This is a genomic window from Burkholderia sp. PR2, from assembly GCF_052372875.1.
GTDB classification, from domain to species: Bacteria; Pseudomonadota; Gammaproteobacteria; order Burkholderiales; family Burkholderiaceae; genus Burkholderia; species Burkholderia diffusa.
In genome coordinates this window covers 2,885,284-2,908,678 of the sequence record NZ_JBQRWH010000004.1, presented here as the reverse complement: position 1 = coordinate 2,908,678, position 23,395 = coordinate 2,885,284, and the positions used below count along the sequence as shown (strand labels likewise).

Annotated in this window: 19 protein-coding genes; 17 read left to right on the top strand and 2 right to left on the bottom strand. The window is 66.0% G+C overall.

Features of this window, described 5'->3' with window-relative positions; all coding sequences use genetic code 11:
• Position 1 precedes the first annotated feature (1 nt).
• Entirely contained in the window at positions 2-388 is a 387-nt protein-coding gene (locus tag ACT2FV_RS30625) for a RidA family protein (RefSeq protein ID WP_006751946.1), read from the top strand.
• Between the two features lie 84 nt (positions 389-472).
• Here ACT2FV_RS30625 and queF read toward each other — a convergent pair whose 3' ends face one another.
• Positions 473-1,297, bottom strand: coding sequence for an NADPH-dependent 7-cyano-7-deazaguanine reductase QueF (gene queF / locus ACT2FV_RS30620; protein ID WP_059607677.1), 825 nt, complete (start codon positions 1,295-1,297; stop codon positions 473-475).
• Between the two features lie 12 nt (positions 1,298-1,309).
• Positions 1,310-2,833 carry a threonine ammonia-lyase, biosynthetic gene (gene ilvA / locus ACT2FV_RS30615; protein ID WP_059607674.1) on the bottom strand — a complete coding sequence of 508 codons (1,524 nt, stop codon included), beginning with the start codon at positions 2,831-2,833 and terminating at the stop codon, positions 1,310-1,312.
• Positions 2,834-3,408: 575 nt separating this feature from the next.
• Between ilvA and ACT2FV_RS30610 the strand changes: the two genes are divergently transcribed.
• The 16 genes from ACT2FV_RS30610 (at position 3,409) to ACT2FV_RS30535 (ending at position 23,395) form a co-directional block, all read left to right on the top strand.
• Entirely contained in the window at positions 3,409-7,434 is a 4,026-nt protein-coding gene (locus ACT2FV_RS30610) for a DUF3683 domain-containing protein (RefSeq protein ID WP_059607673.1), read from the top strand.
• Positions 7,435-7,521: 87 nt separating this feature from the next.
• A complete protein-coding gene (locus ACT2FV_RS30605) occupies positions 7,522-7,965 on the top strand; it encodes an HIT family protein (RefSeq protein WP_059607671.1) in 444 nt (147 codons plus the stop codon).
• Positions 7,962-8,375, top strand: coding sequence for a gamma-butyrobetaine hydroxylase-like domain-containing protein (locus ACT2FV_RS30600; RefSeq protein WP_011886002.1), 414 nt, complete (start codon positions 7,962-7,964; stop codon positions 8,373-8,375). Before ACT2FV_RS30605 ends, ACT2FV_RS30600 begins: the two co-directional genes overlap by 4 nt.
• A 52-nt stretch (positions 8,376-8,427) precedes the next feature.
• Positions 8,428-9,159 carry a bifunctional demethylmenaquinone methyltransferase/2-methoxy-6-polyprenyl-1,4-benzoquinol methylase UbiE gene (ubiE, locus tag ACT2FV_RS30595; RefSeq protein ID WP_059607669.1) on the top strand — a complete coding sequence of 244 codons (732 nt, stop codon included), beginning with the start codon at positions 8,428-8,430 and terminating at the stop codon, positions 9,157-9,159.
• Between the two features lie 41 nt (positions 9,160-9,200).
• Positions 9,201-10,235 carry a Tim44 domain-containing protein gene (locus ACT2FV_RS30590; RefSeq protein ID WP_444505329.1) on the top strand — a complete coding sequence of 345 codons (1,035 nt, stop codon included), beginning with the start codon at positions 9,201-9,203 and terminating at the stop codon, positions 10,233-10,235.
• 164 nt (positions 10,236-10,399) lie between these two features.
• On the top strand, positions 10,400-11,026 hold the full coding sequence (locus ACT2FV_RS30585; protein WP_059607665.1) for a ubiquinone biosynthesis accessory factor UbiJ: 627 nt from the start codon (positions 10,400-10,402) through the stop codon (positions 11,024-11,026).
• 12 nt (positions 11,027-11,038) lie between these two features.
• On the top strand, positions 11,039-12,616 hold the full coding sequence (ubiB, locus tag ACT2FV_RS30580; protein ID WP_124621295.1) for a ubiquinone biosynthesis regulatory protein kinase UbiB: 1,578 nt from the start codon (positions 11,039-11,041) through the stop codon (positions 12,614-12,616).
• Between the two features lie 17 nt (positions 12,617-12,633).
• Positions 12,634-13,260, top strand: coding sequence for a TPMT family class I SAM-dependent methyltransferase (locus ACT2FV_RS30575; protein ID WP_226116174.1), 627 nt, complete (start codon positions 12,634-12,636; stop codon positions 13,258-13,260).
• Between the two features lie 95 nt (positions 13,261-13,355).
• Positions 13,356-13,697 carry an FmdB family zinc ribbon protein gene (locus ACT2FV_RS30570; protein ID WP_059607660.1) on the top strand — a complete coding sequence of 114 codons (342 nt, stop codon included), beginning with the start codon at positions 13,356-13,358 and terminating at the stop codon, positions 13,695-13,697.
• Between the two features lie 61 nt (positions 13,698-13,758).
• The gene (locus tag ACT2FV_RS30565; protein ID WP_006477842.1) at positions 13,759-14,409 is read left to right on the top strand and encodes a DUF502 domain-containing protein; all 651 of its coding nucleotides are present in this window, start codon (positions 13,759-13,761) and stop codon (positions 14,407-14,409) included.
• Positions 14,410-14,476: 67 nt separating this feature from the next.
• Entirely contained in the window at positions 14,477-16,279 is a 1,803-nt protein-coding gene (gene aspS / locus ACT2FV_RS30560) for an aspartate--tRNA ligase (RefSeq protein ID WP_059607657.1), read from the top strand.
• Positions 16,280-16,435: 156 nt separating this feature from the next.
• The gene (gene nudB, locus ACT2FV_RS30555; RefSeq protein WP_124900920.1) at positions 16,436-16,930 is read left to right on the top strand and encodes a dihydroneopterin triphosphate diphosphatase; all 495 of its coding nucleotides are present in this window, start codon (positions 16,436-16,438) and stop codon (positions 16,928-16,930) included.
• Entirely contained in the window at positions 16,927-18,201 is a 1,275-nt protein-coding gene (gene clsB, locus ACT2FV_RS30550) for a cardiolipin synthase ClsB (RefSeq protein WP_059607656.1), read from the top strand. Before nudB ends, clsB begins: the two co-directional genes overlap by 4 nt.
• A 199-nt stretch (positions 18,202-18,400) precedes the next feature.
• On the top strand, positions 18,401-19,000 hold the full coding sequence (locus ACT2FV_RS30545; protein ID WP_006751498.1) for a TetR/AcrR family transcriptional regulator: 600 nt from the start codon (positions 18,401-18,403) through the stop codon (positions 18,998-19,000).
• Positions 19,001-19,058: 58 nt separating this feature from the next.
• Entirely contained in the window at positions 19,059-20,846 is a 1,788-nt protein-coding gene (locus ACT2FV_RS30540; RefSeq protein WP_059607654.1) for an acyl-CoA dehydrogenase C-terminal domain-containing protein, read from the top strand.
• 113 nt (positions 20,847-20,959) lie between these two features.
• On the top strand, positions 20,960-23,395 hold the full coding sequence (locus ACT2FV_RS30535) for a 3-hydroxyacyl-CoA dehydrogenase/enoyl-CoA hydratase family protein (RefSeq protein ID WP_124900921.1): 2,436 nt from the start codon (positions 20,960-20,962) through the stop codon (positions 23,393-23,395).

Here is a 23,395-nt window from a genome sequence, read left to right as displayed (position 1 = left end):
GATGAAGCGATATGGCGTGGGCGAAGCGAAGGGAACGGGCGGCCAGGTGATGCCGTTTGCACGTGCGGTCGAGGCCGATGGCTGGCTGTACGTGTCGGGCCAGACGCCGATGGTGAACGGCGAGGTCGTCGAAGGCGGCATCGTCACGCAGTCGAAGCAGACGATCGAGAACGTGATCGCGATCCTGAAGGAAGCCGGCTACGGCCTCGAGCACGTCGTGCGCTGCGGCGTGTGGCTCGACGACGCGCGCGATTTCGCATCGTTCAACAAGGTGTTCGTGTCGTACTTCGGCGAGCATCCGCCGGCACGCGCATGCGTGCAGTCGAGCATGGTCATCGACTGCAAGGTCGAAGTCGACTGCATCGCTTACAAGGCGCCGGCGAAGTAACGCACCCGCGCAATCCCCGGCGCACAGTGAAACAGCCCCGTCGACGCGAGCCGGCGGGGCTGTTTCGTTTCGGGCGGGCCGGTGTTACTGCCGCGCGGTCCGCGCGTTGTCCGGCATCGGCTGGTTGTAGTTGGTGCGGAACGGATTGATGTCGAGCCCGCCGCGGCGCGTATAGCGCGCATAGACGGCGAGCTTCACCGGTTTGCACGCATGCAGGATGTCGAGGAAGATCCGCTCGACGCACTGCTCGTGAAAGCCCGTGTGGTTGCGGAACGAGATGATGTAGCGCAGCAGCCCCGCGTGATCGATCTGCGGCCCGACGTAGTGAATTTGCACGCTGCCCCAGTCGGGCTGGCCGGTGACCGGGCAGTTCGAGCGCAGCAGATCGGACACGAGCGTTTCCTCGACCGGCGCTTCGTCCTCGGCCGCCGACAGCAGCGACGGATCGGGTTCGTACACGTCGGTGTCGAGGTCGAGCCGGTCGAGCGACAGTCCGTCGAGCTCTTCCATCTCGAGCTTGCCGAAATCGTGCGCCGACACGAGCTGCACCGAGACGCTCGCGCCGCATGCGGCCGAGACGTCGCGCTTGAGCGTGTCGCGCACCGCGTCGATCGAGTCGAACTTCGACTGCGCGAACGAGCCGAGATACAGCTTGAACGACTTCGATTCGACGATGTTCGGCGATTCGGCCGGCACGTAGAAGGTCGCGACCGCGACCTGCGGCTTGCCGCGCGCATTGAGCCACGACAGCTCGTAGGCGTTCCAGATGTCGGTGCCGAAGAACGGCAGCGCGGCCGTGATGCCGAGCTGCTCGCGCGCGCCCGCGCGCGGGATCGGGAACAGCAGCGACGCGTCGTACTGGGCTGCGTAGACGGTGGCCTTGCCGAGCGGGGAGTGTTCGGGATTCATTGCGCGAAGCCTTTACGACAGGAAGAGGCGGTAAGCCGGATTGGCGCTCTCTTCGACATACGGATAGCCGAGCGCCGCGAGGAAGCGTTCGAATTCGGCGCGATCGGCCTGCGGCACCTGCAGCCCGACGAGGATCGAGCTGTAGTCCGCGCCCTGGTTGCGGTAGTGGAACAGGCTGATGTTCCAGTCCGGCGCCATCGACGACAGGAACTTCATCAGCGCGCCCGGCCGCTCCGGGAATTCGAAGCGGAACAGGCGTTCGTCAAGCGCAAGCGGCGAGCGGCCGCCCACCATGTAGCGGATGTGTTCCTTCGACAACTCGTCGTGCGTCAGGTCGACGGTCTTGAAGCCGTGCGACTCGAAGTTCGCGGCGATCTCGGCCGATTCGTCACGCCGCTTGATCTGCACGCCGACGAAGATGTGCGCGGATTGCGCATCGGCGATCCGGTAGTTGAACTCGGTCACGTTGCGGTCGCCCACGAGCGAGCAGAAGCGCTTGAAGCTGCCGCGCTCCTCGGGGATCGTGACCGCGAACACGGCTTCGCGCGCCTCGCCGACTTCCGCGCGTTCGGCAACGAAGCGCATCCGGTCGAAGTTCATGTTCGCGCCGGACGTGACCGCGACGAGCGTCTGGTTCTCGATGCCTTCGCGCTCCGCGTAGCGTTTCGCGCCCGCGACCGCGAGCGCGCCGGACGGTTCGAGCACGCTGCGCGTATCCTGGAACACGTCCTTGATCGCCGCGCACAGCGCGTCGGTGTCGACCGTCAGCACGCCGTCGAGGAATTCGCGGCAGAGCCGGAAGGTTTCCTCGCCGACGAGCTTCACCGCGGTGCCGTCCGCGAACAGGCCGACCTCGCTCAGCTCGACGCGCTCGCCCTTCTGCAGCGACTGCGCCATTGCGCACGAATCCTCGGCCTGCACGCCGAACACCTTGATTTCCGGCCGCACCGCCTTGACGTAGGCCGCCACGCCGGCCGCGAGCCCGCCGCCGCCGATCGGCACGAAGATCGCGTGAATCGGCCCCTGGTGCTGACGCAGGATTTCCATCGCGATCGTGCCCTGGCCGGCGATCACGTACGGATCGTCGAACGGGTGGACGAACGTGAGGTCGCGCTCCGCCTGCACCTTGACCGCGTGCGCGTAAGCATCGCTGTACGACTCGCCCGCCTGGATCACCTCGACGCTCGGGCCGCCGTGTGCGCGCACCGCATCCACTTTCACCTGCGGTGTCGTGATGGGCACGACGATCACCGCCTTGACGCCCATCCGTGCCGCCGAGAACGCGACGCCCTGTGCGTGGTTGCCGGCCGACGCGGTAATCACGCCGCGCGCGAGCGCGTCGGCCGGAATGTGCGCCATCTTGTTGTACGCGCCGCGCAGCTTGAACGAGAACACCGGCTGGTTGTCCTCGCGCTTCAGGTAGACGGGGTTGCGCAGTCGGGCCGACAGGTTGCGGGCGGATTCGAGTTCCGTCTCGAGCGCGACGTCGTAGACGCGCGCGGTAAGGATTTTCTTCAGGTAATCGTGGGATGCCATGGGCGCTCGCGTGCAGTGCGGAAGCAGACGGTAAAGGATCAATGATAGCGCCAAGGGTCCGTCCGCACGCAAGCGGCATGCCGGGCGTACGGTCGCGGAACCGCGCCGGCGGGCATGTTTGCCGCTCGGAATGTTCTTTTTTACCGGTTTAACCGCATGGTTACCGACCGGACGGACGGCGAATGCGAGCGCGAAATCGCGCCGAAGCAGGCCCGGCGCGGGTTGCGGCGAAAGCCCCACGCGCTGTCCGGCGTCTCACGGGCGGGCCGATCATGGGTTAGAATTCCGTTTTGAATCAAGGATCGGAAGATGCAGAGGCACCCTCGGATCGCCCCGTTGAAGCCGACGCCGCGCGCAGCCAGCCCCGCGGCGGAGCGGCATGCGCGCCGCGCGCGATCGTGCTGATGGCTCCGAGTGCCGCCAGGCCCCGCCGGCCCGGAACGGTGAGTTCAGACCCGCTCCGGCCCCATGCGAGATAGTCGCGCGCCTGGCACCAGAACAGATTTCCCCAAGATTGCGCCCACGCGCTTGCCGACGCCCGTGCACGGGGTATCGGCCCTCCGAGTCGTCCGAACATGAACGCACCACAAGTTTTCGATCCGAATGGCGCGGCCGCCGCCGTCGCCGCCGACCCCGCGCCCCGTCTGCGCGAGATTCCCTACAACTACACGTCCTTCTCCGACCGCGAGATCGTGATCCGTCTGCTCGGCGAGGAAGCGTGGTCGGTGCTCGACGAGCTGCGTGCCGAACGCCGCACGGGCCGCTCGGCACGGATGCTGTATGAAGTGCTCGGCGATATCTGGGTCGTGCGCCGCAACCCGTACCTGCAGGATGACCTGCTCGACAACCCGAAGCGCCGCGCGCTGCTGATCGAGGCGCTGAATCACCGCCTGACCGAGATCGGCAAGCGCCGTCGCGCCGACCTGACCGAGCACCGCGACGACGCGGGCCGCGAACGTGCGGGACGCGTCGAGATGCTCGAAGCCGCCGCGCAGCGCGCGGTCAACGAGTTCGCCGACGAATTCGAGAAAATGGCCGACCTGCGCCGCCGCGCGACCAAGGCGCTCGGCCGCTGCACGCAGAAGGACAACATCCGCTTCGACGGGCTGTCGCGCGTGTCGCACGTCACCGACGCGACCGACTGGCGCGTCGAATACCCGTTCGTCGTGCTGACCCCCGATACCGAAGCCGAGATCGCCGGCCTCATCAAGGCCTGCTTCGAGCTCGGCCTCACCGTGATCCCGCGCGGCGGCGGCACCGGCTACACGGGCGGCGCGGTGCCGCTCACGCCGTTCTCCGCGGTGATCAATACCGAGAAGCTCGAACAGCTCGGCGCGGTCGAGCTGACCGAGCTGCCGGGCGTCGCGCACAAGGTGCCGACGATCTTCTCCGGCGCGGGCGTCGTCACGCGCCGCGTGACCGAGGCGGCCGAGGCGGCCGGCTACGTGTTCGCGGTCGATCCGACCTCGCTGGACGCATCGTGCATCGGCGGCAACGTCGCGATGAACGCCGGCGGCAAGAAGGCCGTGCTGTGGGGCACCGCGCTCGACAACCTGGCCTGGTGGCGGATGGTCGACCCGGACGGCAACTGGCTCGAAGTCACGCGCCACGAGCACAACCAGGGCAAGATCCACGACATCGCGGTCGCGCGTTTCGAGCTGAAGTGGTTCGACGGCGCGTACGCGCCGGGCGAGAAGCTGCTGAAGAGCGAGATGCTCGAGATCGAAGGCCGCCGGTTCCGCAAGGAAGGCCTCGGCAAGGACGTCACCGACAAGTTCCTGGCCGGCCTGCCGGGCGTGCAGAAGGAAGGCTGCGACGGGCTGATCACGTCCGCGCGCTGGGTGCTGCACAAGATGCCCGCGCACACGCGCACCGTCTGTCTCGAATTCTTCGGCCAGGCGCGCGAGGCGATCCCGAGCATCGTCGAGATCAAGGATTACCTGTTCGAGACGTCGAAGCAGGGCGGCGCGATTCTCGCGGGCCTCGAGCACCTCGACGAGCGCTATCTGCGCGCGGTCGGCTACGCGACCAAGAGCAAGCGCAACGCATTCCCCAAGATGGTGCTGATCGGCGACATTGTCGGCGATGACGCCGATGCGGTCGCGCACGCGACGTCCGAAGTGATCCGGATGGCGAACGGCAAGAGCGGCGAAGGCTTCGTCGCGATCAGCGCGGAGGCGCGCAAGCGCTTCTGGCTCGACCGCAGCCGCACGGCCGCGATCGCGAAGCACACGAACGCGTTCAAGATCAACGAGGACGTCGTCATCCCGCTGAACCGGATGGGCGAGTACACCGACGGCATCGAGCGGATCAACATCGAGCTGTCGCTGAAGAACAAGCTGCAGCTGGTCGACGCGCTCGAAGCGTTCTTCCGCGCCGGCAACCTGCCGCTCGGCAAGACCGACGACGCGAATGAAATCCCGAGCGCCGAACTGCTCGAGGATCGCGTGCAACAGGCGCTGGAGCTGCTCAAGCGCGTGCGTGCGCGCTGGGAATTCGTGCGCGACCGGCTCGACCAGCCGCTGCGCGAGGCGCAGCACTATCTCGTGCAGCTCGGCTACGAGGCGCTCGCCGAGAAGTTCGCCGATCGGGCGGACGATCAGCCGGGCGCGACCGTGTTCCACGTCACGCAGGACCGCACGGTGCGCATCTCGTGGAAGCAGGAGATCCGCGCGGAGCTGCGCGCGATCTTCAACGGCGGCGCGTTCAAGCAGATCCTCGACGAGGCGCAGGCGATCCACAAGCAGGTGCTGCGCGGGCGCGTGTTCGTCGCGCTGCACATGCACGCAGGCGACGGCAACGTTCACACGAACCTGCCGGTCAACTCCGACAACTACGAGATGCTGCAGGACGCCCACGCGGCGGTCGCGCGCATCATGACGCTCGCGCGTTCGCTTGACGGCGTGATCTCCGGCGAACACGGCATCGGCATCACGAAGCTCGAGTTCCTGACCGACGACGAGATCGCCGAATTCCGCGCGTACAAGCAGCGCGTCGACCCGAACGGCCGCTTCAACAAGGGCAAGCTGCTCGAAGGCGCCGACCTGCGCAACGCTTATACGCCGAGCTTCGGGCTGATGGGCTACGAGTCGCTGATCATGCAGCAGTCCGACATCGGCGCGATCGCCGATTCGGTGAAGGACTGCCTGCGCTGCGGCAAGTGCAAGCCGGTGTGCGCGACGCACGTGCCGCGCGCGAACCTGCTGTACAGCCCGCGCAACAAGATTCTCGCGACCTCGCTGCTGGTCGAGGCGTTCCTGTATGAAGAACAGACGCGCCGCGGCGTGTCGATCAAGCACTGGGACGAGTTCAACGACGTGGCCGACCACTGCACGGTGTGCCACAAGTGCGCGACGCCGTGCCCGGTGAAGATCGACTTCGGCGACGTCACGATGAACATGCGCAACCTGTTGCGCAAGATGGGCAAGAAGAAATTCAACGCCGGCAATGCGGCGGGCATGTTCTTCCTGAACGCGACCAATCCGCAGACGATCAACGCCGCGCGCAGCGTGATGATGGGCGTCGGCTACAAGGTGCAGCGCTTCGCGAACGACATGCTGAAGAAGGTCGTGACGAAGCAGACGCAGCACCCGCCGGCGACGGTCGGCAAGCCGCCCGTGGTCGAGCAGGTGATCCACTTCGTCAACAAGAAGATGCCGGGCAACCTGCCGAAGAAGACGGCGCGCGCGCTGCTCGACATCGAGGACAACAAGATCGTGCCGATCATCCGCAACCCGAAGTCGACGACCGTCGATTCGGAAGCGGTGTTCTACTTCCCGGGCTGCGGCTCCGAGCGCCTGTTCTCGCAGGTCGGGCTGGCTACGCAGGCGATGCTGTGGGAGGCGGGCGTGCAGACCGTGCTGCCGCCGGGCTACCTGTGCTGCGGCTATCCGCAGCGCGGCTCGGGCCAGTACGACAAGGCCGAGAAGATCGTCACCGACAACCGCGTGCTGTTCCACCGGGTCGCGAACACGCTGAACTACCTCGACATCAAGACGGTGGTCGTGTCGTGCGGCACCTGCTACGACCAGCTCGCGGGCTACGAATTCGACAAGATCTTCCCGGGCTGCCGGATCATCGACATCCACGAGTTCCTGCTCGAGAAGGGGATGAAGCTCGACGGCGTGACGGGCACGCGCTACATGTATCACGACCCGTGCCACACGCCGATCAAGACGATGGACCCGGTCAAGCTCGTCAACGAGCTGATGGGCACGGAGAAGGACGGCTACAAGATCGAGAAGAACGACCGTTGCTGCGGCGAATCGGGCACGCTCGCGGTCACGCGCCCGGACGTGTCGACGCAGGTCCGCTTCCGCAAGGAAGAAGAGATCCGCAAGGGTGCCGCGAAGCTGCGCAGCATCCCGGTCGTCGCCGACGGCGCGAGCGCACCGGCGCCGGCCGCGAACGGCGGCCCGGACGTGAAGATCCTGACGAGCTGCCCGTCGTGCCTGCAGGGCCTGTCGCGCTACAACGAGGATGCGAACATCGAGGCCGACTACATCGTGGTCGAGATCGCGCGCCAGGTGCTCGGCGAGAACTGGATGGCCGACTATGTCGCACACGCGAACAATGGCGGGATCGAGCGCGTGCTGGTCTAATGCGGGCATGACGACCGCCCGGCCGGGCCAAGGATGAGAGCGGGCGCCTGCGCTGAAGCGCCGGCGCCCGTCCACATGGGAGCGACGATGGAATGCGTGTTTTGCCGTGAAGACGGCGGCGAGGTGCTCTGGCAGGACGATGCGCTGCGCGTCGTGCTGGCGACGGGCGAGCACGACTACCCGGGTTTCTGCCGGGTGATCTGGGGCGCGCACGTGGCCGAGTTCTCCGATCTCGGCGAACCCGAGCGGGCACACCTGATGCGCGTGGTCTACGCGGTCGAACGGGCAGTGCGCCGCGTGATGCAGCCGAACAAGGTGAATCTCGCGAGCCTCGGCAACATGGTGCCGCACGTGCACTGGCACGTGATCCCGCGCTTCTCCAACGACGCCCATTTCCCGCAGCCCGTCTGGGCGCCGCGCCAGCGCAGCGTGTCAGAGGCGCTGCTGCGCGCGCGCGCGGCGCAGGCCTCGCTGCTGCACAATGCGGTGCGCGAGGAAATTCAACGCATGACAGATTCGAGGCAGCCATGAGCGGTTTGACTTCCACGACGCCGATTCCGTCCGGCGTCGTCGTGCACGCGGTGTCGCGCGTGCTTGAATTGCAGTACCCGAACGGCGAGAGCTACCGGATTCCGTTCGAGCTGATGCGCGTTTATTCGCCGTCGGCCGAGGTGCGCGGCCACGGGCCAGGCCAGGAGACGCTGCAGACGGGCAAGCGCGAAGTGACGATCACCGCGCTCGAGGGTGTGGGCAACTACGCGCTGCAGCCGACGTTCTCGGACGGCCATTCGACCGGCATCTACTCGTGGGATCTGCTGTACGAACTGGCGACGCAGCAGGACGCGCTGTGGCGCGACTATTTCGACAAACTGAAGGCGGCGGGCGTCGAGCGCGACGCGCCGATGCAGGCGGCCCCCGCGCCGCACGGCCACTGCCACTGAAATCGACGGCGCCCGATCGGCGCCGTCTTGCCATTAACTGAGGATCAACGCGATGAGCAAAACCCACTTCGGCTTCGAAAGCGTCGAGGAAACCGAAAAAGCGAAGAAAGTGGCGGGTGTGTTCCATTCGGTCGCGAGCAACTACGATCTGATGAACGACCTGATGTCGGCGGGCATGCACCGCGCGTGGAAGGCGTTCACGATCGCGCAGGCGAACGTGCGCCCCGGCTTCAAGGTGCTCGACATCGCGGCTGGCACGGGCGACCTGACCAAGGCGTTCGCGAAGGCGGCGGGCCCGACGGGCGAGGTCTGGCACACCGACATCAACGAATCGATGCTGCGCGTCGGCCGCGACCGGCTGCTCGACAAGGGCATCGTGACGCCGTCGCTGCTGTGCGACGCCGAGAAAACCCCCTTTCCGGACAACTACTTCGATGTGGTCACGGTCGCGTTCGGGCTGCGCAACATGACGCACAAGGACGCCGCGCTCGCCGAGATGCGCCGCGTGACGAAGCCCGGCGGCCGCGTGATGGTGCTGGAATTCTCGAAAGTCTGGGATCCGCTGAAAAAAGCGTACGATTTGTATTCTTTCAAAGTATTACCGTGGCTTGGCGACAAGTTCGCGAAAGATGCCGAAAGTTACAGGTATCTTGCTGAATCTATCCGGATGCACCCCGATCAGGACACGCTGAAGACGATGATGGAACAAGCGGGCCTCGACGCCGTCAAATATTACAATTTGTCAGGTGGCGTGGTAGCTTTACACATGGGAACCAAGTACTAAGGGGTTCTTTCCATACATTCGCCTTACATCTGGAGAAAGTGATGTCCGAATCGCGTTCGTTGTTCAACCGTAGCAAGCCGTCGAAGCCGTGGGCTCGACGGGTCGGCACGCTGCTGATGGTCGGCCTGCTCACGGCCGGCACGTTCGCATCGCTCGATGCCGAAGCCAAGCGCATGGGCGGCGGGCGCAGCATCGGCCGTCAAAACTCCACCGTCACGCAGCGCCAGGCCACGCCGCCCGCGCAGCAGCCGATGCAGCAGGCCGCGCCGACGCAGGCGCAGCGCGCGAACCCGGCCGCACCGGCTCCGGCCGCGCAGCCGAACCGCTCGCGCTGGCTCGGGCCGATCGCCGGTCTCGCGGCCGGCCTCGGCATCGCGGCGCTGCTGTCGCACTTCGGCCTGGGCGGCGCGTTCGCGAGCATGATGGCGAACGTCATCGTGATCGCATTGCTCGCGATGGTCGGCATCTGGCTGATCCGCAAGTTCATGAACCGTCGCCGCCCGCACGAACCGGCGTACTCGGTGGGCGGTTCGGCATCGTCGTCGGGCGGCTACTCGCAGAGCCCGTCGTTCCAGCAGGGCAGCACCGGTAACAACTATGCCGGCAGCGGCAGCAGCTATGCGAACGAAGCGCAAGGCGTGTTCGGCGGCGGCGCAGCCGCCGCCGGCGCGGCGGGCGCGATGGCGGCCGCGCCGCTGCAGGTGCCGGCGGGCTTCGACACCGAAGCGTTCCTGCGCAGCGCGAAGGTCTATTTCGTGCGCCTGCAGGCCGCGTGGGACCAGGGCAACCTGGCCGACATCCGCGAGTTCACGACGCCCGAAATGTTCGCCGAGATCAAGATCGACCTCGATTCGCGCGGCAACGAGTCGAACCAGACCGACGTCGTGCAGCTCGACGCGGAGCTGGTCGCGATCGAGGATCGCGGCATCGAGCAGTCGGCGAGCGTGCGCTTCCACGGGCTGATCCGCGAATCGGCGAATGCGTCGGCCGCACCGTTCGACGAGGTGTGGAACCTGTCGAAGTCGGGCAGTCAGGGCTGGCTGCTCGCGGGCATCCAGCAACTCAACACGCATTGAGCGTGACCGGCGGCCCGCGCCGCCGGATGCCTGGTCGACGGCTGCCGCACTGCGACCGCTTGCCGCCTGGGTGTGCGGTTGGCCGCGGTCTACCGACGATCCGACGTTACAATAGAAACCCGCGTGGGCGCCCGGCCCGCGCGGGTTTTTTCTTTCCCAGCCCGATGACCTTTGCCGCCAAGCCTTTTGCTGCTGCTGTCAATCACCTGCTCGCGCGCGAATCGTGGGCGCGCGACCGCCTGATCCCCTACGCGGGCAAGACCGCCCGGCTCGACGTGCCGCCCGTCACGCTGACGCTGCTCGTGCAGCCCGACGGCTATCTGTCCGCTGTGGAAGCGCACGATGCGAAACACGTCGACGTGTCGATCGCACTCGCGGGCGACACCGTCGCCGCATTCCTGCAGGGCGGCCAGGCGGCCGTGATGAAGCACGTGAAGATCGAGGGGGACGCGGAGTTCGCGACGCAGATCGCGAAGCTGGCCGAGCACCTGCGCTGGGAACCTGAGGAAGATCTCGCGAAGCTGGTTGGCGACGCGGCGGCGCACCGGATCGCGACGGTCGTGCGCGACGCCGGCGCGCGCGCGCGCCGCACCGGCCGCAACGTGCTCGATTCCGTCGCCGAATACTGGCTCGACGAAAACCCGCAAGTCGTCCGGCGCACGGTGCTCGGCGGTTTCGACGCCGAACTGGCGCGTGCGCGCGATGCGCTCGCGCGGGTCGAAAAGCGGGTCGAGCGACTCGAACAAAAAATCGGCGCGCGCACGGGCTCCGGCCCGCGCGGCGCGCACTGAGGGCCGCAGGGCATGCGCATTTTCCGTTTCATCAAGATTGTCTACACCGTCATCCGCTTTGGCCTCGACGAAGTGATGCTGTCCCGGATCGACGACCGGCGCGTGAAGCTGCTGTTGCGGATCACGACGATCGGCCGCCGCTATTCCGATCCGCCCGCCGTGCGGCTGCGTCACGCGCTCGAAAGCCTCGGCCCGATCTTCGTGAAGTTCGGCCAGGTGCTGTCGACACGCCGCGACCTGCTGTCGGTCGATTTCGCGAACGAACTCGCGAAGCTGCAGGACCAGGTGCCGCCGTTCGATTCGGCGGTCGCGATCGCGATCATCGAGAAGTCGCTCGGCGCGCCGGTCGACGAGCTGTTCGACGAATTCGAGCGCGAGCCGGTCGCGAGCGCGTCGATCGCGCAGGTGCACTTCGCGAAGCTCAAGCAGGGCGTGCACGCGGGCAAGGCCGTCGCGGTCAAGGTGCTGCGCCCGAACATGCTGCCGGTGATCGATTCGGACCTCGCGCTGATGCGCGACATCGCGACGTGGACGGAGCGCATGTGGGCAGACGGCCGGCGCCTGAAGCCGCGCGAAGTCGTCGCCGAATTCGACAAGTATCTGCACGACGAACTGGACCTGATGCGCGAGGCCGCGAACGGCAGCCAGCTGCGCCGCAACTTCGCGGGCCTCGACCTGCTGCTCGTGCCCGAGATGTTCTGGGATTTCTCGACGTCGCAGGTGCTCGTGATGGAGCGCATGACCGGCGTGCCGATCAGCCAGGTCGAGACGCTGCGCTCGGCCGGCGTCGACATCAAGAAGCTCGCGCGCGAAGGCGTCGAGATCTTCTTCACGCAGGTGTTCCGCGACGGTTTCTTTCATGCGGACATGCACCCGGGCAACATCCAGGTGAGCCTCGATCCGAACACGTTCGGCCGCTATATCGCGCTCGATTTCGGGATCGTCGGCGCGTTGTCGGATTTCGACAAGAACTACCTCGCGCAGAACTTCCTCGCCTTCTTCAAGCGCGACTACCACCGCGTCGCGACGCTGCACCTCGAATCGGGCTGGGTGCCGCCCGAGACACGCGTCGAGGAGCTCGAAAGCGCGATCCGCGCGGTGTGCGAGCCATATTTCGACCGCGCACTGAAGGACATCTCGCTCGGTCAGGTGCTGATGCGTCTGTTCTCGACGTCGCGCCGCTTCAACGTCGAGATCCAGCCGCAGCTCGTGCTGCTGCAGAAGACGATGCTGAACGTCGAGGGGCTCGGCCGTTCCCTCGATCCTGAACTCGACCTGTGGAAGACGGCGAAGCCGTATCTCGAGCGCTGGATGACCGAGCAGATCGGCCTGCGCGGCTGGTACGAGCGCTTCAAGGTCGAAGCGCCGCAGTGGAGCAAGACGCTGCCGCAACTGCCGCGCCTGATCCACCACGCGATGGCGGCGCACCACGACGCACCGCGCGCGGCGAGCGAGGACCTGATGCGTCAGATCCTCGTCGAGCAGAAACGTACCAACCGGCTGCTTCAGGCATTGCTGATCTTCGGCCTTGCCGTCGGCGTCGGGGCGCTCGTCGCGCGCGTGCTGCTCGCGCTCGCATACGGCGCATGACCGAAGGGAGCCGCGCGATGTCCGAACCGAAACGACCGCCCGCATCGAGCACCGCCGATTTCGAGACGCGCGACCCCGGCAACGCCGCGTTCTGGGACGAGCGTTTCGCGCGCGGCGTGACGCCGTGGGAGTTCGGCGGCGTGCCGAACGGGTTTCGCGCGTTTGCCCAGCGCCTCGAGCCTTGTGCGGTGCTGATTCCGGGCTGCGGCAGTGCGCAGGAGGCCGGCTGGCTCGCGCAGGCCGGCTGGCCCGTGCGCGCGATCGATTTCTCGGCGCAGGCGGTGGCGGCGGCGAAGGCGCAGCTCGGCGCGCATGCGGACGTCGTGGAGCAGGCCGATTTCTTCGCGTACCGACCGCCGTTCGATGTGCAGTGGGTGTACGAGCGCGCGTTCCTGTGCGCGTTGCCGCCGAGCCTGCGCGCCGGCTATGCGGCGCGGATGGCCGAACTGCTGCCCGCCGGTGCGCTGCTGGCCGGTTATTTCTTCGTGACGGCGAAACCAAAGGGGCCGCCGTTCGGCATCGAGCGCGCGGAACTCGATGCGCTGCTCGCGCCGCACTTCGAACTGATCGAGGATCTGCCGGTGACCGATTCGCTGGCCGTGTTCGAAGGGCACGAGCGCTGGCTCACGTGGCGCCGTCGCTGAAGCTCGGGCGTCGCGGCCGTTGCCGGAGCGCGCCGGGGTTTCAGCTATAATTCAAGGTTTTGCAAGCCGTTTCCAGTTTCTGCGGGAAAAATATCATGCCGATCTACGCCTATCGATGCGAAGCGTGCGGTTTCGCGAAGGACGTGCTCCAGAAGATGAGCGACGCGCCGCTGTCGCAATGCCCCGAATGCGGGAAGGATGCTTTTCGCAAGCAGGTCACCGCCGCCGGCTTCCAGCTGAAGGGCTCCGGCTGGTATGTCACCGATTTCCGCGGTGGCTCGAGCGGCACCAGCGCGCCGGCGACGGCGTCCGGCGACACGGCGGCAACACCGGCCGCCGCGGCGCCTGCGGCAGCCGCGCCCGCTGCCGCGAGCTCCGAAAGTACGACGACGAGCGCCGCGCCCGCCCCGGCTGCAGCGCCCGCCGCCAGCAGTTGACTGTCGCGGCCCGGCCGGGCCGCGACCAACCCGCGCTTCCGGCGCGGTTCATTGACGGCAGATGATGAAAAAGACGACCCTGAAAACGGTGTTCCTGACCGGCCTGCTGGTTCTCGTCCCGCTCGCGATCACGCTGTGGGTGCTCGGCCTCATCATCGGCACGATGGACCAGACGCTGCTGCTGTTGCCCGAATCGTGGCAGCCGGAGCGGATGCTCGGCTTCCACCTGCCGGGGATCGGCGCGGTGCTGACGCTCGCGTTCATCTTCGTCGTCGGGCTGGCCACGCAGAACTTCATCGGCCAGAAGCTCGTCACGTGGTGGAACGCGGTCGTGCGTCACATCCCGGTCGTCGGGCCGATCTACACGAGCGTCAAGCAGGTGTCGGACACGCTGCTGTCGAGCAGCGGCAACGCGTTCCGCAAGGCGCTGCTGATCGAATACCCGCGTCGCGGCTCGTATACGATTGCGTTTCTGACCGGCACGCCCGGCGGCGACGTGGTCAACCATCTGACGGAAGAGTACGTGAGCGTGTACGTGCCCACGACGCCGAACCCGACGTCGGGCTTCTTCCTGATGCTGCCGAAGAGCGAAGTCATCGAACTCGACATGTCGGTCGATGCCGCGCTCAAGTACATCGTCTCGATGGGCGTCGTGGCGCCTTCGGCGCCCGCTCCGGCGCCCGCCCGTCGTCCCGTCGAGCCGCCGCTGTAAGTAAAGAATCATCGCCCGGGCCGCGCGTTGCGGCACCCGTTGATCAAACCGAACGAAAGCAAACATCATGTCGATGCGTACTGAATACTGCGGTCTCGTGACCGAACACCTGCTGGGCCAAACCGTGTCGCTGTGCGGCTGGGTGCAGCGCCGCCGCGATCACGGCGGTGTGATCTTCATCGACCTGCGCGATCGTGAAGGCCTCGTGCAGGTGGTGTGCGATCCGGATCGCGCGGAGATGTTCGCGACCGCCGAAGGCGTGCGCAACGAGTTCTGCGTGCAGATCAAGGGTCTCGTGCGCAACCGTCCGGAAGGCACGGTCAACGCCGGCCTGAAGAGCGGCAAGATCGAAGTGCTGTGCCACGAGCTGATCGTGCTGAACGCGTCGGTCACGCCGCCGTTCCAGCTCGACGACGACAACCTGTCGGAAACGACGCGTCTCACGCACCGCGTGCTCGACCTGCGCCGTCCGCAGATGCAGCACAACCTGCGCCTGCGCTACCGCGTCGCGATCGAAGCGCGCAAGTACCTCGACGAGCAGGGCTTCATCGACATCGAAACGCCGATGCTGACGAAGAGCACGCCGGAAGGCGCGCGCGACTACCTCGTGCCGTCGCGCGTGAACGCGGGGCAGTTCTTCGCGCTGCCGCAGTCGCCGCAGCTGTTCAAGCAGCTGCTGATGGTCGCGAACTTCGACCGTTACTACCAGATCACCAAGTGCTTCCGCGACGAGGACCTCCGTGCCGACCGTCAGCCGGAATTCACGCAGATCGACTGCGAGACGTCGTTCCTCGGCGAGCAGGAAATCCGCGACCTGTTCGAAGACATGATCCGTCACATCTTCAAGACGACGATCGACGTCGAACTCGACGCGAAATTCCCGGTGATGCCGTACTCGGAAGCGATGGCGCGTTTCGGTTCGGACAAGCCGGACCTGCGTGTGCAACTCGAATTCACCGAGCTGACCGACGCGATGAAGGACGTCGACTTCAAGGTGTTCAGCACGCCGGCCAACGCGAAGGACGGCCGTGTCGCGGCGCTGCGCGTGCCGAAGGGCGGCGAGCTGTCGCGCGGCGACATCGACGGTTACACGGAATTCGTGCGCATCTACGGCGCGAAGGGCCTCGCCTGGATCAAGGTCAACGAGAAGGCGAAGGGCCGCGACGGCCTGCAAAGCCCGATCGTCAAGAACCTGCACGACGCATCGATCGCGGCGATCCTCGAGCGCACCGGCGCTGAAGACGGCGACATCATCTTCTTCGCGGCCGACCGCGCGAAGGTCGTCAACGACAGCCTCGGCGCACTGCGCCTGAAGATCGGCCATTCGGAATTCGGCAAGGCGAACGGCCTCGTCCAGGCCGGCTGGAAGCCGCTGTGGGTCGTCGACTTCCCGATGTTCGAATACGACGACGAAGACGCGCGCTACGTCGCCGCGCACCACCCGTTCACCAGCCCGAAGGACGAGCACCTCGAGTACCTCGAGACGGATCCGGGCCGTTGCCTCGCGAAGGCGTACGACATGGTGCTGAACGGCTGGGAAATCGGCGGCGGCTCGGTGCGTATCCACCGCGAGGAAGTGCAGAGCAAGGTGTTCCGCGCGCTGAAGATCGGTGCGGAAGAAGCGCAGGCGAAGTTCGGCTTCCTGCTGGACGCGCTGCAGTACGGCGCGCCGCCGCACGGCGGTATCGCGTTCGGTCTCGACCGCATCGTCACGATGATGGCCGGCGCCGACTCGATCCGCGACGTGATCGCGTTCCCGAAGACGCAGCGTGCGCAGGATCTGCTCACGCAGGCGCCGAGCCCGGTCGACGAGCGTCAGCTGCGCGAGCTGCACATCCGTCTGCGTCAGCCGGAACAGCCGAAGGCGTAACGCTTGTCACAGGTCGTGTGCGCGGCGACGCGCGCACGACGCCCAACGAAAAAGGCGCCGTTGTGCGCCTTTTTCGCTTTTTGCGGTACAGTCGCAGCACTTGCCGCACGTTCGGGCCCAGGCCCGGCGCACGGCCCTGTGCCGCATGAAACAAAGATGACGAAGCCGCCGAAAATCCCCGAATCCGTTCTCGTCGTGATCTACACACCCGAACTCGACGTACTGGTGATCAAGCGTGCCGACCAGCCCGATTTCTGGCAATCGGTGACCGGATCGAAGGACGCGCTCGACGAGCCGCTCGCGCTCACGGCCGCGCGCGAAGTCGCCGAGGAAACCGGCATCTCGGTCGGGTCGCCCGACGTGCCGGCCACCGCGCTGATCGACTGGCACCACCGGATCGAATACAGCATCTATCCGCAATACCTGCATCGCTATGCGCCGGGCGTCACGCGCAATATCGAGCACTGGTTCGGCCTGTGCGTGCCGCGCCGCGTCGACGTGACGCTGTCGCCGCGCGAGCATGTCGACTACGCATGGCTGCCGTTCCGCGAAGCGGCCGCGCGCTGCTTTTCGCCATCGAATGCCGAAGCGATCCTGCAACTGCCCGTGCGCGTGTCGCTCGCGCAATCGCCGCACGGCTCTTCCGCATGAATGCGGAAACCCGCAAGCGCTTCGCGCAATTGCGGCAGATGTTCCTGCAGGAGCGCGGCTCCGCGTCGCGGCTCGCGTTCACGGCCGGCAACACGGTGCGCCTTTGCGAGACCGGCAACGAATTCTTCCACGCGCTGATCGAACGGATCGATGCGGCGCGCGAGCAGGTGATGCTCGAAACCTACATCTTCTGCGACGACGCGGCCGGCCGCCCGGTGTCGGATGCGCTGATTCGCGCGGCGCAGCGCGGCGTGCGCGTGCGCGTGATCACCGACGGCGTCGGCACCGCGCGCCTGCCGCTGTTCGATACGTGGGCCGAGGCCGGTGTCGAGCACTGCATCTACAACCGCTTCCTGTTCGGCCGCTTCGGCTTCTCGCGCACGCACCGCAAGCTCGCGGTGATCGATCATGCGGTCGCGTTCTGCGGCGGCATCAACATCGTCGACGACTACACGCAGGGCAGCGCGACGCTACCGTTCCCGCGCTGGGATTTCGCGGTCGAGATGGCCGGGCCGGCGGTGTCGGACGTGCGCGCCGCGTTCGAGCTGCAGTGGCACCGCATCCAGTTCGGCCACAAGCCTTATGCGCAGTACGCGGCGGGGCTGCACGGCGGCGAGGCGTTCCCGGACATGTTCCGGCGCTGGATGCGCAGCCACCGATGGATCAAGGCCGGTGCGCTGCGGGTCGTGACGGAGCCGAGCGTCGCGTTCGTCGCGCGCGACAATGTCGTGAACCGCCGCGCGATCGAGAAGGCGTATCTCGCCGCAATCGGCCAGGCGCGCCAGCGGATCCTGCTCGCGAATCCGTATTTCATGCCGGGCCGCAAGCTGCGCCGCGCGCTGACGGGCGCCGCACGCCGCGGCGTCGACGTGCGGATCCTGATCGGCCGTAACGAGTTCACGGCGCTCGATACGGCCGTGCCGTTCCTGTATCACGCGCTGCTGCGCGCGGGCGTGCGCGTGGCGGAATACGACAAGACGATCCTGCACGGCAAAGTGGCGGTGATCGACGACAACTGGGCGACCGTCGGCTCGTCGAACCTCGACGCGCTGAGCCTGATGCTGAACAATGAGGCGAACGTCGTGCTGGTGCGCTACGATGAGATCACCAACGAACTGCGCGACGCAATCGCGGCCGCCTTCACCGAAGGCCGTGAAATTGATGCGGCCCGGTACGCCGCACGGCCGCGCATCGAGCGTATGCTGAACTGGCTCGCATACAACACGTACCGCATCGTGATGAAGGCGCTGACGGTCGGTGGTTACGACTGACGAAGACTAAGCGTTCGCTTCAAAAATCTGTCCGCACGTTCGTGCGGAAAAGCCGCTCCGGTCCCGCCGGAATCGCGCAAAATAGCGGCTCGGTTAGACACCGGTTTCTAATAATTTCCTTGTTTCGCGAGCGGCCGCACTCAATAATAGTACGGCCGTTCGATTTTATTCGAACCCCCGAACGGTTACAGAAATAGCTATGCGAAAAGGCGAACAGACGCGTGCCGCGATACTCGAAGCTGCTTTGGACCTCGCCAGCCGTGACGGGCTGGAGGGGCTGACGATCGGCCTGCTGGCCGAGCGCATGCAGATGAGCAAGAGTGGTGTGTTCGCGCACTTCGGATCGCGCGAGGACCTGCAGGTCGAGGTCGTCCGCGAGTATCACCATCGTTTCGAAAACGAGGTGTTCTTTCCGAGCCTGCGTGAGCCGCGAGGCTTGCCGCGCCTCCGGGCGATGCTGGCCCGCTGGACGGAGAAGCGCATCCAGGAAGTGACGACCGGATGCATCTACATCAGCGGCGCCGTCGAGTACGACGACCGGCCCGACAGCCCCGTGCGCGAGCAGTTGATCGCGAGCGTGACGGCCTGGCGTGCCGCGATGCTGCGTGCCATTTCGCAGGCGAAGGAAGAAGGCCATCTGCGTGCGGATACGGATCCGGACCTGATGCTCTTCGAGTTGTACAGCTTCACGCTCGGCCTGCATCACGACGCACGATTCCTGCATTCGCCGGATGCCGTGCGCCTCACGTGGGCCGCGCTGGAAAAGACGATCGTTTCGTATCAGAGCGAGAGCCGTTAGCGGCGCGTGATCCGCCCGCCAGGAGCTCGAGCCGTTTTGCCCACCTTTGGAGAGAGTCATGGGACAGTACGCCGCGCCGCTGCGCGACATGCAATTCGTGTTGCACGAGCTTCTGAACGTCGAAGCCGAGGTCAAGCAAATGCCGCGGCATGCGGACCTCGACGCCGACACGATCAACCAGGTCCTCGAGGAGGCGGGCAAGTTCTGCTCCGAGGTACTGTTCCCGCTGAACCAGGTCGGCGACCGTGAAGGCTGCACGTATGAAGGCGACGGCGTCGTGAAGACCCCGACCGGCTTCAAGGAAGCGTACCAGCAGTACGTCGAGGCCGGCTGGCCGGCGCTCGGCTGCGATCCGGACTACGGCGGCCAGGGCCTGCCCGCGTTCGTGAACAACGCGCTCTACGAAATGCTGAACTCGGCGAACCAGGCGTGGACGATGTATCCGGGCCTGTCGCACGGCGCCTACGAATGCCTGCATGCGCACGGCGCGCCGGAACTCCAGAAGCAGTATCTGCCGAAGCTCGTGTCGGGCGAATGGACGGGCACGATGTGCCTGACCGAGCCGCACTGCGGCACCGACCTCGGCATCCTGCGCACCAAGGCCGAACCGAACGGCGACGGCTCGTACTCGATCAGCGGCACGAAGATCTTCATCTCGAGCGGCGAGCACGACATGTCGAAGAACATCGTCCACCTCGTGCTCGCACGCCTGCCGGACGCACCGCAGGGTACCAAGGGGATCTCGCTGTTCATCGTGCCGAAGTTCATTCCGGACGCCGCGGGCGAGCCGGGCGAGCGCAACGGCATCAAGTGTGGCTCGATCGAACACAAGATGGGCATCCACGGCAACTCGACGTGCGTGATGAACCTCGACAACGCGAAGGGCTGGATGGTCGGCGAGCCGAACAAGGGCCTCAACGCGATGTTCGTGATGATGAACGCCGCGCGTCTGGGCGTCGGCATGCAGGGTCTGGGTCTCACGGAAGTCGCATACCAGAACTCGCTGACGTACGCGAAGGAGCGCCTGCAGATGCGCTCGCTGACGGGCCCGAAGGCACCGGACAAGCCGGCCGACCCGATCATCGTGCACCCGGACGTGCGCCGCATGCTGCTCACGCAGAAGGCCTACGCCGAAGGCGCGCGCGCGTTCACGTACTGGTCCGCGCTGCAGATCGACAAGGAACTGTCGCACGCTGACGAAGCGGTGCGCAAGGAAGCGGCCGATCTCGTCGCGCTGCTCACGCCGATCATCAAGGCGTTCCTGACCGACAACGCGTTCGAGTCGACCAACCACGCGATGCAGATCTACGGCGGCCACGGCTTCATCTCCGAGTGGGGCATGGAGCAGTACGTGCGCGACGCGCGGATCAACATGATCTACGAAGGCACGAACTCGATCCAGTCGCTCGACCTGCTGGGTCGCAAGGTACTCGGCGACATGGGCGCGAAGCTGAAGAAATTCGGCAAGCTCGTCACGGAATTCGCGGAAGCCGAAGGCGTGAAGCCGGAAATGGCCGAGTTCATCAACCCGCTCGCCGACATCGGCGACAAGGTGCAGAAGCTGACGATGGAAATCGGCATGAAGGCGATGCAGAACCCGGACGAAGTCGGCGCTGCCGCCGTGCCGTACCTGCGCACCGTGGGCCACCTGGTGTTCTCGTACTTCTGGGCGCGCATGGCGCGCCTCGCCCTCGACAAGGAAGCGTCGGGCGACCCGTTCTACAAGTCGAAGCTCGCGACCGCACGCTTCTACTTCGCGCGCCTGCTGCCCGAAACGGCGGCGACGATCCGCGCCGCGCGCGCCGGTTCGAAGACGCTGATGGAAGTCGACGAATCGCTGTTCTGACGCGAGTCCGGGCGGTGCGCGCCGAGCGCCGCCCGAACGCAACGGTTCCTGGTACTCAATTCGCCGTGCAGCCCTCACAACCCGCGCTGCACGACACTATCCGGAGACATCCCGTGAGCAATTTCCTGATTCGCAAGGTCGCCGTGCTGGGCGCCGGCGTGATGGGCGCGCAGATCGCCGCGCATCTCGTCAACGCGCGCGTGCCGGTGCTGCTGTTCGACCTGCCGGCCAAGGAAGGCCCGAAAAACGCGATCGCGCTGAAGGCGATCGAGAACCTGAAGAAGCTGTCGCCCGCGCCGTTCGGCGTGAAGGACGATGCGAAATATCTCGAAGCCGCGAACTATGAAGACGACATCGCGAAGCTCGCCGAATGCGACGTCGTGATCGAGGCGATCGCCGAGCGGATGGACTGGAAGCACGACCTGTACAAGAAGGTCGCGCCGCACATCGCACCGAATGCGATTTTCGCGACCAACACGTCGGGCCTGTCGATCACGAAGCTGTCCGAAGGTTTCTCGGACGAGCTCAAATCGCGCTTTTGCGGCGTGCACTTCTTCAACCCGCCGCGCTACATGCACCTCGTCGAGCTGATCCCGACCGCGCATACGCGCCCGGAGATCCTCGACCAGCTCGAAACCTTCCTGACGAGCATCGTCGGCAAGGGCGTCGTGCGCGCGAAGGACACGCCGAACTTCATCGCGAACCGCGTCGGCATCTTCTCGATCCTCGCGGTGATCACCGAGGCTGCGAAGTTCGGCCTGCGCTTCGATGAAGTCGACGACCTGACGGGCAGCCGCCTCGGCCGCGCGAAGTCGGCGACGTTCCGCACGGCGGACGTGGTCGGCCTCGACACGATGGCGCACGTGATCAAGACGATGCAGGACAACCTCGCCGACGATCCGTTCTTCCCGGTCTACCAGACGCCTGCCGTGCTCGCCGAACTGGTGAAGCAGGGCGCGCTCGGCCAGAAGACGGGCGGCGGCTTCTACAAGAAGGAAGGCAAGGCGATCAAGGTGCTCGACGCGAAGACGGGCACTTACGTCGATTCGGGTGCGAAGGCGGACGAAACCGTCGGCCGCATCCTGAAGCGCCCGCCGGCGGAACGCCTGAAGCTGCTGCGCGAGACGGACCATCCGCACGCGCAGTTCCTGTGGTCGATCTTCCGCGACGTGTTCCACTACATCGGCGTGCATCTGGAGTCGATCGCCGACAATGCGCGTGACGTCGACCTCGCGATCCGCTGGGGCTTCGGCTGGAACGAAGGCCCGTTCGAAGGCTGGCAGGCTGCCGGCTGGAAGCAGGTTGCCGAGTGGGTGCAGGAAGACATCGCGGCCGGCAAGGCACTCGCGAACGTGCCGCTGCCGTCGTGGGTGCTCGAAGGCGCGGTTGCCGAGAAGGGCGGCGTGCACACGGCCGAAGGCTCGTGGGCGCCTGCTTCGAAGCGCTTCGTGCCGCGTTCCGACCTCGCCGTCTACGGCAAGCAGGTGTTCCGCGCGCCGCTCGTCGGCGAAGCCGGCGCCGATCCGAAGACGTACGGCAAGACGCTGTTCGAAACCGACGCGGTGCGTGCATGGGTCGACGACCGTGCGGGCGAGGACGACGTCGTGATCGTGTCGTTCAAGTCGAAGATGAACACGATCGGGCCGAGCGTGATCGACGGCCTCGTGCAGGCGATCGAGCTCGCGGAGAAGGACTACAAGGGCGTGGTGATCTGGCAGCCGACGTCGCTGAAGCTCGGCACGCCGGGTGGCCCGTTCTCGGCCGGTGCGAACCTCGAGGAGGCGATGCCCGCGTTCATGATGGGCGGCGCGAAGGGCATCGAGCCGTTCGTGAAGAAGTTCCAGGAAGGCATGCTGCGCGTGAAGTACGCGAACGTGCCGGTCGTTGCGGCCGTGTCGGGCATCGCGCTCGGCGGCGGGTGCGAACTGATGCTGCACAGCGCGAAGCGCGTCGTGCACGTCGAGAGCTACATCGGTCTCGTCGAAGTGGGCGTCGGCCTCGTGCCGGCGGGCGGCGGCCTGAAGGAAGCGGCGCTGCGCGCGGCGGATGCGGCAACGGCCGCGAACGCGACCACCGACATCCTGAAGTTCGTCACGAAGTCGTTCGAGAACGCGGCGATGGCCAAGGTTTCGTCGTCGGCGCACGATGCACGCGCGATGGGCTACCTGAAGCCGTCCGACACGATCATCTTCAACGTGTTCGAGCTGCTCGACACAGCGAAGAAGGAAGCACGCGCGCTGGCAGCCGTCGGCTACCGTGCGCCGCTGCGCGCGAAGGACGTGCCGGTCGCAGGCCGCTCGGCGATCGCGACGATCAAGGCATCGCTCGTCAACATGCGTGACGGCCGCTTCATCAGCGACCACGACTACCTGATCGCGAGCCGTATCGCCGAAGCCGTGTGTGGCGGGGACGTCGAAGCAGGCAGCCTCGTCGACGAGCAGTGGCTGCTCGCACTCGAGCGCCGCGCGTTCGTCGAGCTGCTCGGCACGCAGAAGACGCAGGAACGGATCATGGGCATGTTGCAGACCGGCAAGCCGGTGCGTAACTGA

Excerpts from the sequence above, each read along its gene's own strand:
- ACT2FV_RS30590 (WP_444505329.1), top strand. The coding sequence starts at position 9,201 with ATGTCCGAATCGCGTTCGTTGTTCAACCGTAGCAAGCCGTCGAAGCCG.
- aspS (WP_059607657.1), top strand. The coding sequence starts at position 14,477 with ATGTCGATGCGTACTGAATACTGCGGTCTCGTGACCGAACACCTGCTG.
- ubiE (WP_059607669.1), top strand. The coding sequence starts at position 8,428 with ATGAGCAAAACCCACTTCGGCTTCGAAAGCGTCGAGGAAACCGAAAAA.
- ACT2FV_RS30585 (WP_059607665.1), top strand. The coding sequence starts at position 10,400 with ATGACCTTTGCCGCCAAGCCTTTTGCTGCTGCTGTCAATCACCTGCTC.
- ACT2FV_RS30565 (WP_006477842.1), top strand. The coding sequence starts at position 13,759 with ATGATGAAAAAGACGACCCTGAAAACGGTGTTCCTGACCGGCCTGCTG.
- ACT2FV_RS30625 (WP_006751946.1), top strand. The coding sequence starts at position 2 with ATGAAGCGATATGGCGTGGGCGAAGCGAAGGGAACGGGCGGCCAGGTG.
- ubiB (WP_124621295.1), top strand. The coding sequence starts at position 11,039 with ATGCGCATTTTCCGTTTCATCAAGATTGTCTACACCGTCATCCGCTTT.
- ACT2FV_RS30540 (WP_059607654.1), top strand. The coding sequence starts at position 19,059 with ATGGGACAGTACGCCGCGCCGCTGCGCGACATGCAATTCGTGTTGCAC.
- ilvA (WP_059607674.1), bottom strand. The coding sequence starts at position 2,833 with ATGGCATCCCACGATTACCTGAAGAAAATCCTTACCGCGCGCGTCTAC.
- ACT2FV_RS30600 (WP_011886002.1), top strand. The coding sequence starts at position 7,962 with ATGAGCGGTTTGACTTCCACGACGCCGATTCCGTCCGGCGTCGTCGTG.
- ACT2FV_RS30605 (WP_059607671.1), top strand. The coding sequence starts at position 7,522 with ATGGAATGCGTGTTTTGCCGTGAAGACGGCGGCGAGGTGCTCTGGCAG.
- ACT2FV_RS30545 (WP_006751498.1), top strand. The coding sequence starts at position 18,401 with ATGCGAAAAGGCGAACAGACGCGTGCCGCGATACTCGAAGCTGCTTTG.
- ACT2FV_RS30570 (WP_059607660.1), top strand. The coding sequence starts at position 13,356 with ATGCCGATCTACGCCTATCGATGCGAAGCGTGCGGTTTCGCGAAGGAC.
- ACT2FV_RS30610 (WP_059607673.1), top strand. The coding sequence starts at position 3,409 with ATGAACGCACCACAAGTTTTCGATCCGAATGGCGCGGCCGCCGCCGTC.
- queF (WP_059607677.1), bottom strand. The coding sequence starts at position 1,297 with ATGAATCCCGAACACTCCCCGCTCGGCAAGGCCACCGTCTACGCAGCC.
- nudB (WP_124900920.1), top strand. The coding sequence starts at position 16,436 with ATGACGAAGCCGCCGAAAATCCCCGAATCCGTTCTCGTCGTGATCTAC.
- ACT2FV_RS30575 (WP_226116174.1), top strand. The coding sequence starts at position 12,634 with ATGTCCGAACCGAAACGACCGCCCGCATCGAGCACCGCCGATTTCGAG.
- clsB (WP_059607656.1), top strand. The coding sequence starts at position 16,927 with ATGAATGCGGAAACCCGCAAGCGCTTCGCGCAATTGCGGCAGATGTTC.